Origin of the sequence: Actinoplanes sp. NPDC049316 (genome assembly GCF_040677315.1) — a bacterium.
In the GTDB taxonomy this organism is placed as follows: Bacteria; Actinomycetota; Actinomycetes; order Mycobacteriales; family Micromonosporaceae; genus Actinoplanes.
This window is the reverse complement of sequence record NZ_JBFAQM010000027.1, coordinates 15,228-29,753: the sequence shown is the minus strand read 5'-3', so window position 1 is coordinate 29,753 and position 14,526 is coordinate 15,228. Positions and strand designations below refer to the sequence as shown.

General features: G+C 72.3%; 16 protein-coding genes. 1 reads left to right on the top strand and 15 read right to left on the bottom strand.

The window, feature by feature from the left end:
* Nucleotides 1-2 precede the first annotated feature (2 nt).
* From AB0K03_RS31140 to AB0K03_RS31120, 5 genes are all read right to left on the bottom strand, one after another.
* Nucleotides 3-536, bottom strand: coding sequence for a flagellar hook capping FlgD N-terminal domain-containing protein (locus AB0K03_RS31140; RefSeq protein ID WP_364692159.1), 534 nt, complete (start codon nucleotides 534-536; stop codon nucleotides 3-5).
* A gap of 128 nt (nucleotides 537-664) precedes the next feature.
* The gene (locus AB0K03_RS31135) at nucleotides 665-2,689 is read right to left on the bottom strand and encodes a flagellar hook-length control protein FliK (RefSeq protein WP_364692156.1); all 2,025 of its coding nucleotides are present in this window, start codon (nucleotides 2,687-2,689) and stop codon (nucleotides 665-667) included.
* A gap of 21 nt (nucleotides 2,690-2,710) precedes the next feature.
* Nucleotides 2,711-3,679: a transglycosylase SLT domain-containing protein gene (locus AB0K03_RS31130; RefSeq protein ID WP_364692153.1), complete on the bottom strand. Its 969-nt coding sequence runs from the start codon at nucleotides 3,677-3,679 to the stop codon at nucleotides 2,711-2,713.
* Nucleotides 3,676-4,371, bottom strand: coding sequence for a hypothetical protein (locus AB0K03_RS31125; RefSeq protein ID WP_364692150.1), 696 nt, complete (start codon nucleotides 4,369-4,371; stop codon nucleotides 3,676-3,678). Before AB0K03_RS31125 ends, AB0K03_RS31130 begins: the two co-directional genes overlap by 4 nt.
* An 88-nt stretch (nucleotides 4,372-4,459) precedes the next feature.
* Nucleotides 4,460-5,353 (bottom strand): oxidoreductase, encoded by an 894-nt coding sequence (locus tag AB0K03_RS31120; RefSeq protein ID WP_364692147.1) that lies wholly within the window; start codon nucleotides 5,351-5,353, stop codon nucleotides 4,460-4,462.
* Nucleotides 5,354-5,453: 100 nt separating this feature from the next.
* Between AB0K03_RS31120 and AB0K03_RS31115 the strand changes: the two genes are divergently transcribed.
* On the top strand, nucleotides 5,454-6,323 hold the full coding sequence (locus AB0K03_RS31115; protein WP_364692144.1) for a helix-turn-helix transcriptional regulator: 870 nt from the start codon (nucleotides 5,454-5,456) through the stop codon (nucleotides 6,321-6,323).
* Here AB0K03_RS31115 and AB0K03_RS31110 read toward each other — a convergent pair.
* From AB0K03_RS31110 to fliD, 10 genes are all read right to left on the bottom strand, one after another.
* Entirely contained in the window at nucleotides 6,307-7,614 is a 1,308-nt protein-coding gene (locus tag AB0K03_RS31110) for a FliI/YscN family ATPase (RefSeq protein WP_364692141.1), read from the bottom strand. The genes AB0K03_RS31115 and AB0K03_RS31110 overlap by 17 nt on opposite strands.
* Nucleotides 7,611-8,285, bottom strand: a complete 675-nt coding sequence (locus AB0K03_RS31105; RefSeq protein WP_364692138.1) for a FliH/SctL family protein — start codon at nucleotides 8,283-8,285, stop codon at nucleotides 7,611-7,613. Before AB0K03_RS31105 ends, AB0K03_RS31110 begins: the two co-directional genes overlap by 4 nt.
* Nucleotides 8,269-9,294, bottom strand: coding sequence for a flagellar motor switch protein FliG (gene fliG / locus AB0K03_RS31100; RefSeq protein ID WP_364692135.1), 1,026 nt, complete (start codon nucleotides 9,292-9,294; stop codon nucleotides 8,269-8,271). Before fliG ends, AB0K03_RS31105 begins: the two co-directional genes overlap by 17 nt.
* 42 nt (nucleotides 9,295-9,336) lie before the next feature.
* Nucleotides 9,337-10,929 carry a flagellar basal-body MS-ring/collar protein FliF gene (fliF, locus tag AB0K03_RS31095; protein ID WP_364692132.1) on the bottom strand — a complete coding sequence of 531 codons (1,593 nt, stop codon included), beginning with the start codon at nucleotides 10,927-10,929 and terminating at the stop codon, nucleotides 9,337-9,339.
* Nucleotide 10,930: 1 nt separating this feature from the next.
* Entirely contained in the window at nucleotides 10,931-11,257 is a 327-nt protein-coding gene (fliE, locus tag AB0K03_RS31090) for a flagellar hook-basal body complex protein FliE (protein ID WP_364692129.1), read from the bottom strand.
* Between the two features lie 2 nt (nucleotides 11,258-11,259).
* Nucleotides 11,260-11,655: a flagellar basal body rod C-terminal domain-containing protein gene (locus tag AB0K03_RS31085; RefSeq protein WP_364692127.1), complete on the bottom strand. Its 396-nt coding sequence runs from the start codon at nucleotides 11,653-11,655 to the stop codon at nucleotides 11,260-11,262.
* A 5-nt stretch (nucleotides 11,656-11,660) separates the two neighbouring features.
* Nucleotides 11,661-12,008, bottom strand: a complete 348-nt coding sequence (locus AB0K03_RS31080) for a flagellar basal body protein (RefSeq protein WP_364692124.1) — start codon at nucleotides 12,006-12,008, stop codon at nucleotides 11,661-11,663.
* 184 nt (nucleotides 12,009-12,192) lie between these two features.
* Complete coding sequence (locus AB0K03_RS31075; protein ID WP_364692121.1) at nucleotides 12,193-12,513, bottom strand: hypothetical protein; 321 nt, start codon at nucleotides 12,511-12,513, stop codon at nucleotides 12,193-12,195.
* A 37-nt stretch (nucleotides 12,514-12,550) separates the two neighbouring features.
* Nucleotides 12,551-12,940, bottom strand: a complete 390-nt coding sequence (gene fliS / locus AB0K03_RS31070) for a flagellar export chaperone FliS (protein WP_364692118.1) — start codon at nucleotides 12,938-12,940, stop codon at nucleotides 12,551-12,553.
* 66 nt (nucleotides 12,941-13,006) lie between these two features.
* Nucleotides 13,007-14,467, bottom strand: a complete 1,461-nt coding sequence (fliD, locus tag AB0K03_RS31065; protein WP_364692115.1) for a flagellar filament capping protein FliD — start codon at nucleotides 14,465-14,467, stop codon at nucleotides 13,007-13,009.
* Between the last annotated feature and the right edge of the window lie 59 nt (nucleotides 14,468-14,526).

Below are 14,526 nucleotides of genomic sequence, written 5' to 3'. Positions count from 1 at the left end.
GGTCAGTTGTCCTTCGTGGTCGCGGGAGCGGAGGTGGTGGGCTGGGTTGCGGTCTGTCCGCTGCCGGCGGCGGCGCCGGTGGCGCCGGTCGCGGCCGATGTCTGCTGGACTTCCGTGACCTTGGACAGCTGCACATCCGTGTTCCCGACCACGAGGGTCGGTTCGCTGTCCCCGTTGAGCTTCGTCTTGGTGACGACGCCCGTCTGGGAGACGCCGTTGGCGTCCTGGTACGTGACCGTGCGGCCGACCAGCGCGCTCGCGCCGATCAACTGCTGGGCCTGCATCATCTGGGCGATCTGGCCGAGCTTCTCGACCTGGGTGAACTGGGCCGTCTGCGCCAGGAACTGGGTGGAGTCGGCCGGGTTCGACGGGTCCTGGTACTTCAGCTGGGCCACCAGGAGCTTCAGGAAGGTGTCCTGGTCGGCGACCGACTTGCTGCCCGCGTCGACCGTCGTCTTGGTGGAGTACGTCGACGTGGACCGCGCGGTCTTGTCGTCGTACTGGTTGCTGACGAATCCGTTGATCGGGGAAGTCATCCGCCGGGTCCTCCTGAGTTGGGTGGTTGGCCCTCGCACTCAGGTTCGGCGGGCGCGCCGATTCGCTTAGCCCCTATTTTCGGCGGATCCGGAGCCAAAGCCCGGCCCGTCGTGACCGACAGGCCGGCTCAGGCCTGGACGTCGAGGCGGCTGTTGCCGGTGGGGCGGGAAGGGGCCGGTGCGGCGGTTTCGGCCGGTGCGGGAGCCGCGCCCGGAGAACCGTTTCCGGTACGCCCGTCGCGCCCGTTCCCGCCTCCGTTGTTCATGAACGCGAACTGCTGCCGCGCCTGGTCCTGCTGCGCCGAGCCCTGCCGCAGGTCCAGCGACGTGTTGGCGAAACCGGACTGCTGCAACTCGCGGCGCAGGTCGTCCATCGCGTCCCGCAACGACTCGTGGCCGGCGTCCGTCGAACTCGCCAGCTGAACGTTGATCTCGCCGTTGCGGATCTCCGCGATGATCTGCACCGGCCCGAGGTCAGCCGGGTGCAGGTTGACGGTGAGCCGGTGCACGCCGTCGGCGTCGAGGCGCAGCGGGGTGATCCGCGCGGCCAGCTGCATCGCCACCGGACCGGGCAGCGGCGGAGCGGCCGGCGGCGGGGCGGTGGTGGGCGCGGCGACCGGTGCCGCGGGCGCGGCCGGTCCGACCGGTCCGACCGTGGGCAGACCCGCCGGTGCCTCCGGTCCCGGCGTGGCCGGCGTGGCCTGGTTCGCCGTGAAGGGAGTCGGAGCGCCCTGGCCTCCGCGGCCGTCGCCCTGCGACGGCTGCTGCTCCTGACCGGCGGTGCCGGACTGGTCGGTGGTAGCGGCGGTGCCGGAGGCGGCCGGTGTGTCCGCCGGTGACTGGGGGTCAGCCGCGGGCGTGGCGGTCGCGGACGGGTCGGCGGCACGGGTAGCCGTCGCGGACGGGTCGGCGGCACGGGTAGCCGTCGCGGACAGGTCGGCGGCAGGGGTGGCGGTCGTGGCCGCTGTGGCCTCAGCCGGGGTCGGCGTGGCCGGTGCCGGGCCGGCCGCCGGTGGGTCGGACGGCGGCGCGAGCGGTGCCGAGTCCGTGGTCGGCGCGTCCGGCGGGGACGGGGGGACCGCGTCGGAAAGTGCCGCAGCCGGTGCCGGCGCCGGTGCCGTTGGTGCGGGTGCGGGTGCTGATGCCGGCGCATCCATCGAGGTCGCTGCGGCTGCGGCTGCGGTGGTCGGTTGGCCGGTGTCCGGTTGCGCGGCAGCCGGGGCGACGCCCTGCGGCCCGGCGGCCCCGGAGGCCACGGATGAGCTCGTCGCCATTGCGGCTGCGGTGACCGGTGTCGCCGTTGTGGTGGCGGTAGTCGGAGCCGCCGGTGCGGGTGCGGCTTCAGGTGCGGTTGTGGCAGCCGGCGTGGTCCCGGCCGCCGGTGCCGCGCGCATGGCGACCGTCTGGGCAGCGGCGTCGGCCTGGGTGGCGGTCGTCTGCGCGGCGCTGCTGGGCGCGAGCGAGATCCGGGAGGGCGGTGCGTCCGCGACCCGGGCGGCGGCCTGCGTCTCGGCTTGCGTCCAGGCGGCGGCCTGCGCCATCCCCGGGGTGGTGACCTGGGCTGGAGCGGCTTCAGCTGGGACGGTCGAGGTGTCACCGCCCGGGATCGGCAGCGCCGCCGTCGTGGCGGCCGCGGGCGTCATCGGAGCGTCGGACCGCTCAGCCCGCTCCTCCTCCGGAGCGGGAGAGGTGGGCTCGGCCGGGTCGGGGCGCTGCGCGGTCGTCCGCCGCGCCGCGGCCCTCGCCTGCGACATGCGCTGCTGCTCGGCGTCGCGGTCCTGGGCCGCACGCAGCTGGAAGCGGTTCTCCGCGGCCGTCTCGGCGGCGGTGGGGCCGCTGCGGTCGGCAGTGCGGGCATGGGTCGATCCGGCGGCGCGGGCGTGGGTGAGTTCGGCGGCGCGGGCGTGGGCCCGCTCGGCGGCCCGTTGCTGTGCCGCGCGGCTCTCGAAGCGCGCGTCGGCGGACCGGTTCCGGGCGGCGTCCGCGCGCGTCCGTGCCTCACCGTCGCGCTCCCGCTCGGTGGCGGGGGACCGGTCCAGCTCGGCGGAGAGCGCGGAGCCGAAAGCCTCCGCGCCGTCGCCGGTGCGGGCGGCCGTACGGCGCCCGGCGTCGACCGCCGGCCTGCGGTCCGGACCCGTGACGGAGCTGGTCATGGCGCGCTTCCCTCCGTGAGCTCAGCCGAGAGCGGCGAGCGCCTTCTGGACCTTCGGCACGTACGCCTGGGTCTCCGCGAACGGCGGGATGCCGCCGTACTTGTGCACGTTGCCGCCGCCGGCGTTGTACGCGGCCAGCGCCAGCGGCAGGGACTTGAACTCCTTGAGGTGGCCGGAGAGCAGCTTCGCCGCGCCGTTGATCGCCTGCTGCGGGTCGAAGGAGTCGTGCACGCCCAGGCCGCGCGCGGTGGCCGGCATGAGCTGCATGAGGCCCTGCGCGCCGGCTCGGCTGACCGCCTTCGGGTCGTACCCGGACTCGACCTTCGCCACGGCGGCGAGCAGCTTGGGCGAGACGCCGTACTTGGCGCCGGCCTGCACGAACATGTCCGCGTACGGGACGCCGGCCAGCGAGGCGGAGTTCTGCAGGCTGGCGGGGCGTACGGCGGCAGCGGCGGCCGTGCCGGAGGTCTCGGGGGTGCCGAGCACGCGACGGATGTGCGTCGGCGTCTCGTACACCGATTGGATCTTGACGTGGTCGCCGGGCTTGGGCGCCGCGATCATCTTGTTGCCGCCCAGGTAGATGGCGACGTGGTCGACCGGGGAGTCGAAGGCGAGGATGTCGCCGGGCTCGGCCTGGGCGAGGCTGTCCACCTTCGTGCCGGCCCGCGCCTGCTCGCGCGAGGTGCGCGGCAGGTCGATCCCGAGGTCCTTGTACGCCCGCTGCACCAGCGCCGAGCAGTCCAGCCCCTTGCCGGGATCGGTGCTGCCGAACACGTACGGCGTCCCGAGGTACTTCTTGGCGGCGTCGACCACGGCCTGCCCGGTGACGCCGGAGCCGGCCCCGATGGTGGACGGGCGGCCGCCGGCGTCCGCGAGAGCGGTGGCGAACGACGCGCCCGACTGTGCGGCGGTGCTGGTGGTGGCCGGTGCGATCCCCAGCTGCGACTGCAGCTCGGAGATGCGGGACAGAACACCGTCAACACCCATCATGCGCGGCTCCCCTGGTCGTCGTGGCCTTCGTTCTCGAGTTCGGCCGGTTCCGGTGAGCGCTTAGCGGCAAAGCCCAACTGCGCGCGCGTCGCCGCGATCGCGGTGCGGGCGTCGGCGAGGTCGATGGCCGGCCGCTGGGCGGCGACGGCCAGCGCGGCCTCCCGGGCGGCGTCCTCGCGCGCGGCGGCCGCGGCGGCCCGGTCGGCGATCGTGCCGCTGCCGTGCCGCAGCGAGCTGGCCCGTTCCTCGTTCATGGCGTCCACGCCCCGGGCGGCGTTGCGCGCCTTCGAGGTCACCGCCATCTCGTCGATGGTGTTCTGGTCCACGGTGAGGTCGTGGCGGCGTACGGTCTCCGCGTGCCGCTCGGCGAGCATCTCCACCGCCCGGCGCCGTTTCGCGGCGTCGGCCAGCTCGGCGACCTTCTCCCTGGTCCGCTCCTCGGCGTCGGTCACCATCCGGTGCGCGCCGGACAGCGTGGCCGCGAGCGACTGGCGGGCCACCATCGAGGCGACCATGGCCCGGGCGGCGCCCTCGGTCGGGGCGTCCGCCCCGGCCAGGTCCAGCTGCCGGCGCTTGACCAGCGCCTGGGCCTCGCGGATCTCCTGGCGGGACTGGATGACCGCGCCGCGGGCGGCGTCCTCCTGGGCCTTACGTGCGCGCAGCACGGGGCCGAGCCGGAACAAGCGATTCACGAGACCTCCCAGGAAGAACCGTCACAGTCCCGGTCGGCCCGTTCGCGGGCCCGCTGAGCGGCTGCACCCGACCTGCACCCGGTACGGCTCAGAGGTAGCTGACGCCGGTCAGCTCCTCGGCGGCGGCCCACAGGCGCTTGCCGACGGCCGGGTCGGCGGCCTCGGTGCTGGGCCGGACCTCGGTGACCCGGCCGCGCATCTCCAGGAAGCCGGAGGGCCCGAAGAACTGGCCGCCGCGCAGCCCGGGCGCGGTGGCGGCGTGCAACTGAGGTGCGGCGCCCCGCTCCACCGGCTGCGTGAACAGCAGTCCGGCCCGGGCGATGAGGCGCCCCGGCAGGCCGCTGTCCTCCCAGGCGCGCGGCGTCAGGTTCGTCCGCGAGATGCCGGGATGCGCGAGCACGCTGACGACCGGCGAACCGGCGGCCCGCAGGCGGCGGTCCAGTTCGAGGCCGAACACCGTGGTGGCGAGCTTCGAGACCCCGTACACGCGTGCAGCATCGTACCTACGTTGCGACATCAGGTCGTCGAAGTCGAGGTGCGCCCGCTTGTGGGTGATCGAGCTGAGGTTGACGACCCGGGGCGCCGGCGCCGCGGCGATGGTGTCGAGCAGCAGGCCGGTCAGCGCGAAGTGCCCGAGCAGGTTGGTGCCCAGGTGCAGCTCGAAGCCGTCCGAGGTGGTCCGGCGCCGGCCGAGCAGCACCAGCCCGGCGTTGTTGATCAGCAGGTCGACGGCCGGGTGGTCGGCGGTCAGCTTGGCGGCGAAGGCGCGTACGGACGCGAGCGACGCCAGGTCCAGCTCGCGCACCTCCACCTCGCCGCCGATCGTCCGGGCCGCCTCCGCGCCGGCCGCGGTGTTGCGGACGGCGAGCACGACGCGGGCGCCGGCACGGGCGAGCGCGGTGGCGGTGACGAGCCCGAGGCCCGAGTTCGCGCCGGTGACGACGGCGACGCGGCCGCGCTGGTCAGGGATGTCAGTGGTCATGCGCCGACGCTAGGGGCGCGGCGGCGTGATCCCGTCGTACCGCTGAGCCTAGGTCTGCGGGACCTACCTTCACCCGTGCCGGAGACGGCACACTGGCGGCATGACCGGCACCCACCCGTACGCCCGTGAGCTCGGGGATTTCCTGCGCGCCCGGCGCAGCCGGCTGCGTCCGGAGGACGTGGGCCTGGAACCGGGCGGCCGGCGCCGCGTCACCGGGCTGCGGCGCGAGGAGCTGGCGCTCCTGGCCGGGCTGAGCACCGACTACTACCAGCGGATGGAGCAGGGCCGGGAGGTGCGCCCCTCCGACGACGTCCTGGACGCGCTCGCCGCCGCGTTCGACCTGGCCGACGAGGAACGCCGGCACCTGTTCACGCTCGCCCGTGCCGCCCGCCGGCCCGCGCCCGCCGGCATACGCCGGGATCCGGAACGGGTGCCCGACAGCACCCGGCGGCTGCTGCGGGTGATGGGCACCCCGGCCGTGGTCCTCGGGCGGCACCTCGACGTGCTGGCCTGGAACGACATGGCCGAGGCACTGCTCGGCGATCCGGGCGCCGTTCCGCCCGAGCGGCTCAACATGCTGCTGCTGATGTTCGACGACGCGTACACCGGCGGCCGGCAGTGCCCGGACTGGGAGCAGCAGGCCCTGGACTACATCGGCATGATGCGCGCCGCGGTCGCCACCGACCCCACCCACCCGCGCGCCACCGCGATCGTCGGCGAGCTGAGCATCCGCAGCGCCGAGTTCCGGCGGCTGTGGGAACGCCACGACGTCCGGGAGTCGGTCAGCGGCAGCAAGACCTTCCGCATCCCCGAGGTCGGCGACATCGTCCTGGACTGGGACACGTACCCGCTGCCCGGCAACCCCGGGCCGGTCGTGCTGGTCTTCACGGCCGAACCGGGTAGCGCGGACGCCGACCGCCTCCAGTTGCTGGCGTCGCTGCACGCGACCCGGGTCAGGAAGCCGCGATGAGCTGGCGCAGCTGCGCCCAGGCCTGCTCCGCGCCGACCTTCTCGTCGAGGCCCTGACGCAGGAACGCGGTGATCTGCGGCCAGATCGCCGCCGCCCGGTCCGCCTCGGGGTTGGTGCCCGGGACGTACGCGCCGATCTCGACGAGCTCGCGGACTTCGCGGTGGGCGGCCATCAGCCGGCGCAGCTCCGTCGCGTCGCTGCGCTGCTCCGGGGTGGTGATCTTGTTCGCCACCCGGGAGATCGAGTCCAGGGCCTGGATGCTGGGGAAGTGGCCGGCCGTGGCGAGCTTGCGGTCCAGCACGATGTGGCCGTCCAGGATGGACCGGGCCGCGTCGGCGATCGGCTCGTTGTGGTCGTCGCCCTCGACCAGCACGGTGTAGAGGCCGGTGATGCTGCCGCGCGCTCCCGGGCCGGCGCGTTCCAGCAGCGAGGCCAGCATCGCGAAGACCGACGGCGGGTAGCCGCGGGTGGCCGGCGGCTCGCCGACGGAGAGGCCGACCTCGCGCTGGGCCATCGCCGCGCGGGTCACGCTGTCCATCATCAGCAGGACGTCGCCGCCCTCGTCGCGGAAGTACTCGGCGATGCGGGTCGCCACCGCGCCGGCGCGGAGCCGGACCAGCGGCGGCGTGTCGGAGGTCGCGATCACCACCACCGAGCGGGCCAGTCCCTCCGGGCCGAGGTCGTGCTCGATGAACTCGCGCACCTCGCGGCCGCGCTCGCCGACCAGGGCGACCACGTTCAGCTCGGCGGTGGTGCCCCGTGTGATCATGCTCATCAGCGTGCTCTTGCCGACGCCCGAACCGGCGAAGATGCCGATGCGCTGGCCCCGCCCGCAGGGCACGAGCGTGTCCAGGACCCGTACCCCCAGCGGCATCGGCGCGTCCACGAGCTGGCGTTCCATCGCCGACGGGGGCGCGGCCTCGATGCTGACCATCTCGCCCTTGAGCGGCGGGCCGCCGTCCATCGGCCGGCCCAGCCCGTCCAGGATCCGGCCGCGCAGATCGGGGCCGACCGCCACCCGTAGCGGACCGCCCGTGGAGACCACCGGCGTGCCGGTGCTCAATCCGGCGATCGGGCCCAGCGGCAGGCAGGACAGCCGTTCGCCGTCGAGCGCCGCGACCTCGGCCAGGACCGCCTCGTCACCCTCACCCATCTGCAGCAGGTCGCCGACCCGCGCCTCGAGCCCGCTCACCGTGACCCGCAGGCCCACCGCACCGGTCACCTTGCCCCGGGTGAGCGGCTGGGCCGCCGTCAGCGCGGCGTTGATCCGGTTGCGGAAGACGTCGGTCACAGGCGGAGGGCTTCCTTTGCTCGGGCGACGGCCGCGGCGATGGACGCGTCCACCGTGGTGGTGCCGGTCTCCGCGACGGCGTCGCCGGGCCGCAGGGCGGGATCGGGGCGCAGGTGCACCGGCCGACCCTCGTAGTTGTAGTCGGCGTCGGTTGCCGTACCGACCAGATTGGCGAAATCGTCGGGATGCAGGCTCACCACGATGTCGCCCTGCTCGGGTGCGGCGTTCATCGCCCGGCGCAGCGCCGCGGCGGCCCGGCCCTCGGGGTCGTCCATCGCCCGGCCCACAATGGCCTCGGCGAGCTCGAACGCGTGCGCGAGCACGGCCTCCTGCAGTTCGTGCAGGGTCGGCATCAGCTGCGTCTCGAGGTTGGTCACCGCCCGGCCCAGGGCGTTGACCGCCTGCGCCAGCGCGGCGGCGCGCCGCTGGTCGTGCGCCTGCTCCACGGCCCGCGCGCGCTCGGCGGCCGCCTCGGCCTCCATCGCGGCGGCCCGCTGGCCCTGAGCCCATCCCTCGGCGTAGCCGGCCGTCCGGGCCTCGTGCTTCGCCCGCTCGACCGGAGCGCTGTCCATGGGTACGCCGCGGCGCAGGTCCACGCCGAAGCGGGCGGCCGCGGCGGACTCGGCCACCGAGCCGCGCAGCACCGGGCGCTCGTCAGGCGATGAGCTCATCGGCCTCACCGCCGCGCTGGATCTCGATCTGGCCGGAGTCCTCGAGCGAGCGGATCACCGAGACGATCTTCTGCTGCGCCTCCTCGACCATGCGCACCTTGACCGGGCCCATGAGGTCCATCTCCTCGAGCAGGTTCTCCCGGCCCCGCTCGGACAGGTTGCTGGTGACCTTGTCGCGGACCGCGTCGGCCACGCCCTTGAGCGCGGTGGCCAGGTCCGCGGGCTCGACCTGGCGCAGCACCAGCTGCACCGAACGGTCGTCGAGGGTCACGATGTCCTCGAACATGAACATCCGCCGCCGGATCTCCTCGGCGATCTCCGGGCTGCGCTTCTCCAGCGCCTCCAGGATGAGCCGCTCGGTGGTGCGGTCGGCGCGGTTGATGATGTCGACCAGCGGTCCCAGGCCGCCGACCGTGGACAGCTCGTCGGGCTGCAGCACGGTGGAGAGCTTGCGCTGCAGGGCCAGTTCGACCTGGCGGATCACGTCGGGGGAGGTGCGGTCCATGACGGCGATGCGGTGTGCCACATCGGACTGCACCTCCGGCGCCAGCCCGGACAGGATCGACGACGCCAGCGCCGACGGGATGTGTGCCAGCACCAGTGCGATCGTCTGCGGGTGCTCGTACTGCACGTACGAGAGCAGCTGCCGGGGGTCGGCGTGGCTGAGGAAGTTGAACGGCATGTCGGTCATCGACGCCTGGAGCCGGTCGAGGATCAGCTGGGCCCGTTCGGTGCCCAGCGACGCCTCGAGCAGCTCGCGGGCGTACGCCATGCCGCCCGCGCCGGCGTGCTTGGTCGTCGCCAGCGCGTAGAACTCGTCGATGACGTCGACGACGACCTCGGGTTCGAGCTTGCCGAGCCGGGCGATCTCGGCCGACAGCTCCTCGACCTCGCTCTCGCTCATGTTCGCGAGCACCCGGGTCGAGTACTCCTTGCCCATGCGCACCAGCAGGATGGCGGCCTTGCGCAGGCCGGTCATCGTATTCGTGCTCAGTGCCGGCGTGGTCAACGCGGTTCCTCCTTGAACCAGGGGACGGGGTCGGTCGGTGGGTCAGCGGCCGGCGCCCAGCCAGCCCCGCAGCAGGGCGGCCATCTCCTCCGGCTGGTCCTCGACCATCTGCTCGATCTCCCGCTGCCGCTCCTCCAGCGCCTCGTGGGTGATGTTCGCGGCCTCGATCGCCGGCGACGGGATCGCCGCGTTCAGCTCGGCCAGGCGCTGCGCCTCCAGGGCGGCCTGCATCTCCTCGAGGTGTCGCAGCTCGGCCGGGGTGAGCGCCTTGCGCTTCTTCTGCTTCCGGCTCCAGCGCCAGGCCAGGAAGATCAGGAAGAGCACGACCAGGGCCATGGCGGCGGTCTTGATCAGCGACGTCTGCTTCGCCGACTTCTCCGCGGCGGCCGAGGCGGCCAGGGCGTTCTGGGCGGCGGTGGCGGCCGAGGTGTCGAACGCCATCGCGCTGACCGCCACGGTGTCGCCCCGGGTCGGGTCGACACCGGCCGCGGCGCTGACCAGGGTCTGCACGTCGGCCTGGTTGACGGCGCCCGCGGTGGTCGCGTCGAGCAGGACGGCGACGTTGAGCCGCTTGATGCTGCCCGGCGCCCGGTTGCGGGTCTCCGTGACCTCGTTGACCGAGTTGTTGCGGGTGATGGTGCTGTTCTCGTACTGGCCGGTGCCGGCCGCACCCGACGGCCCCTGGATGTTGTCCGGGCCGAGCACGCCGCCGGTCCCGTTGCCGTTGCCGTTGTACGCCTCCCGCTGGATCTGCTCGGAGAGCGCGGCGACCGAAGGGTCGGAGGAGTACGTCTTGCTGGTCGTCTGGGTCTGGTCGAAGTCGAGCTCCGCGGTCGTGGTCACCACGGCGTGGCCGGGTCCGACGACGGCGTCGAGCATCTTCTGCAGCGACGAGTTCAGGCGGTTCTGGAAGGCGATGGTCTGCGAGTCGGAACCGCTGTCGCCGCCGGTGGCCACGGGCGCCCCGTTGCCGCTCGACAGCACCTTGCCGTCGGCGCCGACCACGGTGACGTTGGTGGGGTCCAGCCCCTCGACGGACGAGGCGACGAGGTTCACGATCGCCTGCACGGTCTGACCCGACAGCGGCTTGCTCGGCGAGGAGGACACCAGCACGGAGGCGGTGGTCTTCTCCTGGTCGTCGGCGAAGACGTCCTTCTGCGGGATGACCAGGTTCACCGTCGCCGCCTCGACGCCGTCGATGCTCTTGATGGTGTTGGCCAGCTCGCCCTGCAGCGCCCGCTGGTAGTTCGTGTGCTGCATGAAGTCGCTGGTGGTGATCCCCTGCTTGTCGAGCAGGGCGTAGCCGGTGTCGGCGTCCCCCGGGAGCCCCTCGCCGGACATCTGCAGGCGCACGTCGTACACCTGGTCCTGCGGCACCATGATCGTCGTGCCGCCGTTGGCCAGCTCGTACGGCGTGCCGGACTTCTGCAGCGACTCGACGATCGCGGAGGCGTCCTTGCTCGACAGATTGCTGAACAGGGCGGCGTACGAGGGCTTCGAGGCCCACGTGGCGAAGAAGTAGCCGCCGATCGCGAGGGCGAGCACGGCGGCGATCGTGACCGCCTTCTGTCCGGGGGTGAAGGACTTGAAGGTGTCGCCGACCTTGCGTACGGGCGCGGGGAGACGGTCCGTCATGCTAAGCCTGCATCCTCATGATTTCCTGGAAGGCCTCGACGGCCTTGTTCCGGATCGCCATGGTCAGTTGCAGCCCGAGGGAGGCCTCGGTGGCCGCCATCGTGTACTGCGCCGGGTCCTGCAGGGTGCCGTTGGCCACCTGGACGGCCAGGTCGCCGGCCTTGGTCTGGGACGCCTGGACGCTCTCCAGACCCTTGGACAGCATGCTCGCGAAGTCGGTGTTCGGGCCGGTGACCTGGCCGGCGCCGGACGCGCCGGCGACACCGCCGACCCCGGTCACGCCGCTGAGGCCGGAGACCGCGCCGATCGCGCCGATGGGAGAGGTCATGATCAGGCCTTCCCGAGGTTGATCGCGGCCTGGTAGGACTCGCGCGCCCGGTCGACCACGGAGAGGTTCGCCTGGTACGAGCGCTGCGCCATGATCAGCTGCGCCATCTGGCCGCCGAGGTCGATGTCGGGGCGGCGGACGTAGCCCTCGGTGTCGGCCAGCGGGTTGTCCGGCTCGTACGACAGCCGGCCCTCGGCGCTGCCGTACGCGATGCCGCCGACCTGGGCGCCGTTGCCGTCCTGCGCCTCCTGGGCGACGACGTAGCGGGCCTGGAAGGCGTTCTCGGACGTCCGGCTGACGTTGTCGATGTTGGCGATGTTGTCGGACACGGCGTCCAGCCACTTGCGGTAGACCGTCACGCCGGTGCCGGCCACGCCGATCGCGTTGAAGGTGCTCATCTAGCTCAGGCCCCCTTGATCGCGTCGCGGATCAGGCTGTACTTGCCGTCGAGAGCGCGGATCGCCAGCGAGTAGCGCATCGTGGTGTCGATGTGCGAGAGCGTCTCCTCGTCGAGGTTGACGTTGCTGCCGTTCAGGCGCGTCGGCTCCAGCGAGGTCTGCACGCTCGGCGTGACCGACGAGGGCGACCGGCCGTTGGTGACGGCGCTGCTCAGCGCCTCCTCGAACTTGACCTTACGGGCCTGGTAGCCGGGGGTCTCGATGTTCGCGATGTTGTTGGCGATGGCGTTCTGCCGGGCGGACAGGCCGGCCACTGCGACGCGGAGCGATGACGATGCGACGTCGTCGAACACGGCGGCGGTTCCTTCCAGTGGATCGAGGGTGCCGGTCCGTGGCGGTGGGGCGGAGCAATCCTTTGCTCGTACCTTTCGCTTCGGCCTGCCCGCCGATCCGCTGAGCGGCAAATGGTTGCCGCTGAGTTGCACGCAAAAGCCCGGGACCCCGGCGGGGTCCCGGGCCGGTGCGGCGCGGTGGTCGTCACATGGCGCAGTCGAGGTAGACCGGGCGCTTGACCGCCTCGCCGGTCTCGATCCGGCTGGTCATCGCCTGCTGGACCCGCGTGGCGGTGAGCCGGCGGGCGATCTCCTGCGCGGCCGCCAGCTGACGGGTGAGGATCTCGTCGGCGCGCGGGCGCAGCTCGAGCGGCAGCGCGCCCAGCTCGGTCGGCGGCTTCCACATGTCGGACGGCGGGGTCTCGGCGTAGCGGCGCGCGTCGGCCAGCATCGCCTCCGTGGCGGCCACGTCCATCTCGAGCTCGTCGAGCGCGGCGGTCCATGCGTCTCGCCATCCGTCGGTCACGCTGTCACCACCTCGCTCTTGGAGCATCATCGGCATCTCAGGCCACGGGGGCGGACGGTGCGACCGCGAGCGTGGCCGCCTCGCGCCAGGCGTCGCGCAGCGGCTCGACCAGCGCGCGGCAGGCTGCGACGCGGTCGGCGTCGCGGGCGATGTTGGCGCCGATGAGTTCGGTCAGCAGGAACCCGTACAGGTTCGCCAGACCGGCTGCGCCGGCCCAGGCGTCCACGTCGAGGGTGGTACGCAGCTCCAGGATGATCTCCTGGGCGTGGTTCAGCTTGTCGTTGGCCTGCTCCCGCTCGCCGTTGCGCAGCGCCTCCTCCCCTTGGAAGAGGTCCATGACAAGGCGGTCGTAGAGCATGACCAGCAGCTTGCCCGGGGAGGCGGTGCTGACGGAGTCCTGCAGGTAGCGGTTCAGCGGAGAGGTCATTTGTTCCCTTTGCTCAGGAATGGGCGTATTCCTTGGGCGGTCAGGTCAGGTCGGGTAGGGCGGGCGTCAGCCGAGGCTGGCGATCTGGCCGGAGAGCCAGGTGGACTGCGACTGAAGCTTGGAGAGGGCGGTCTCCAGGCCCGAGTACTGCTTCTGCAGGGCCTCGCGCCGAGCCAGCAGCCGGGTGTCCCAGTCGTCGATCTGCAGGTTCAAGCTGTCGATGACGTTCTTGCGGCCGGTGATGGAGGAGGTGACGTTGGCCGTCTGCGTGGTCGCCAGCGCCTCGAACTTGTCGGCGAAGGCGGTCCCGGCCTCCTTGATCGCGGTCGGATCCGCGTTGTACGCGGCGGTGAACTTGGCCGCGTCGAAGGTCAGCTGGCCGGACGAGTCGAGGGCGACGCCGAGCTTGGAGAGACTGCCGAAGTTGACGACGTTGGCCAGCTTGTCCGCGTCGATGTCCGCCTGCGTCGCCGTGGCGGGGTCCGGCGCCGCGGGCGCACCCGGCTTGCGGTAGGACAGGCCCTGGCTGATCGCGCTCAGCACCTGCTGGCTCATCTGCCGCACCGAGAAGTCGCCGGTCAGCGGCGAACCCTTCTTCGTGTCCGGGTCGTACGCGGTCTGCTTGCTGATCTCGCCCAGCATGCTGTTGGCCGCATCCACGAGCGCCTGGAACTTGGCGGCGATGCCGGACACGTCCGACGTGGAGGTGACGGTCACGTCGTCCTCGAGCTTGCCGACGGTGATGCTGACGCCCGCCATCAGACCGGTGAAAGTGTTGGTGCCACTGGTGAGCGTGTAGCCGCCCGGGGTCGCATCGCCACCGCCGACCTCGACGACCGCGTCGGCTGCGGTGGTCAGCTGGACGAGCCCGTTCGCGTCGGCGGCGGCGCTCTCGAGGCCGGTGACGGCGAAGGCGTTGTCGGCGCCGGTCTTCGCGCCGTTCAGCTGCAGCACACTCTGGTTGCTGCCCACCTGGACGAGCGTCGCCTTGACGCCGAGGCCGGCGTTGTTGATGGCGGCCTGGATGCCCTTGGCGGACTTGTCCTTGCTGACGTCGATGTCGACCGGTGTGCCGGTGACGACGCCGTTCACCTCCCGGCCGACGGTGATCGAGATCGTGTCCGGCACGTTCAACTGGACGCCGCGGGTCTTCGCCGGGTCGAGCGGATCCGGCTCGGTGGACGTGTCCACGCGCATGGTCGCGGACTGGGCGGTCGCGAGCGCCTTGACCGAGAACTTCACCGCGCCGGCCACCGCGTCGGTGCCGCCGGTGGCGGTCGCCGTCACGGAGGTCGAGCTCGAGGTGGGTTTGACCGCGCGCCACGTGCTGAGCTGGCTCAGGGTGTCGGCGGCGGTCTTCATCGCCGAGACCTTCGTGTTGACGGCCTGGTACGACGACACCACCGTCTCGGCGGCGGTGACCTTGGACTTCAGGCGGGTCTGCGGGGCCGCCTCCACCTGCATCAGCTGGCTGATCATGGAGGAGGTGCTGAGACCACTGACGAGGCCGTCGATCGAACTGGTCACGGGGGCGCCTACTTTCCTGCGGGTACAGATGCGAAGCGGGGGTAGCCGGCGCCGTCTGC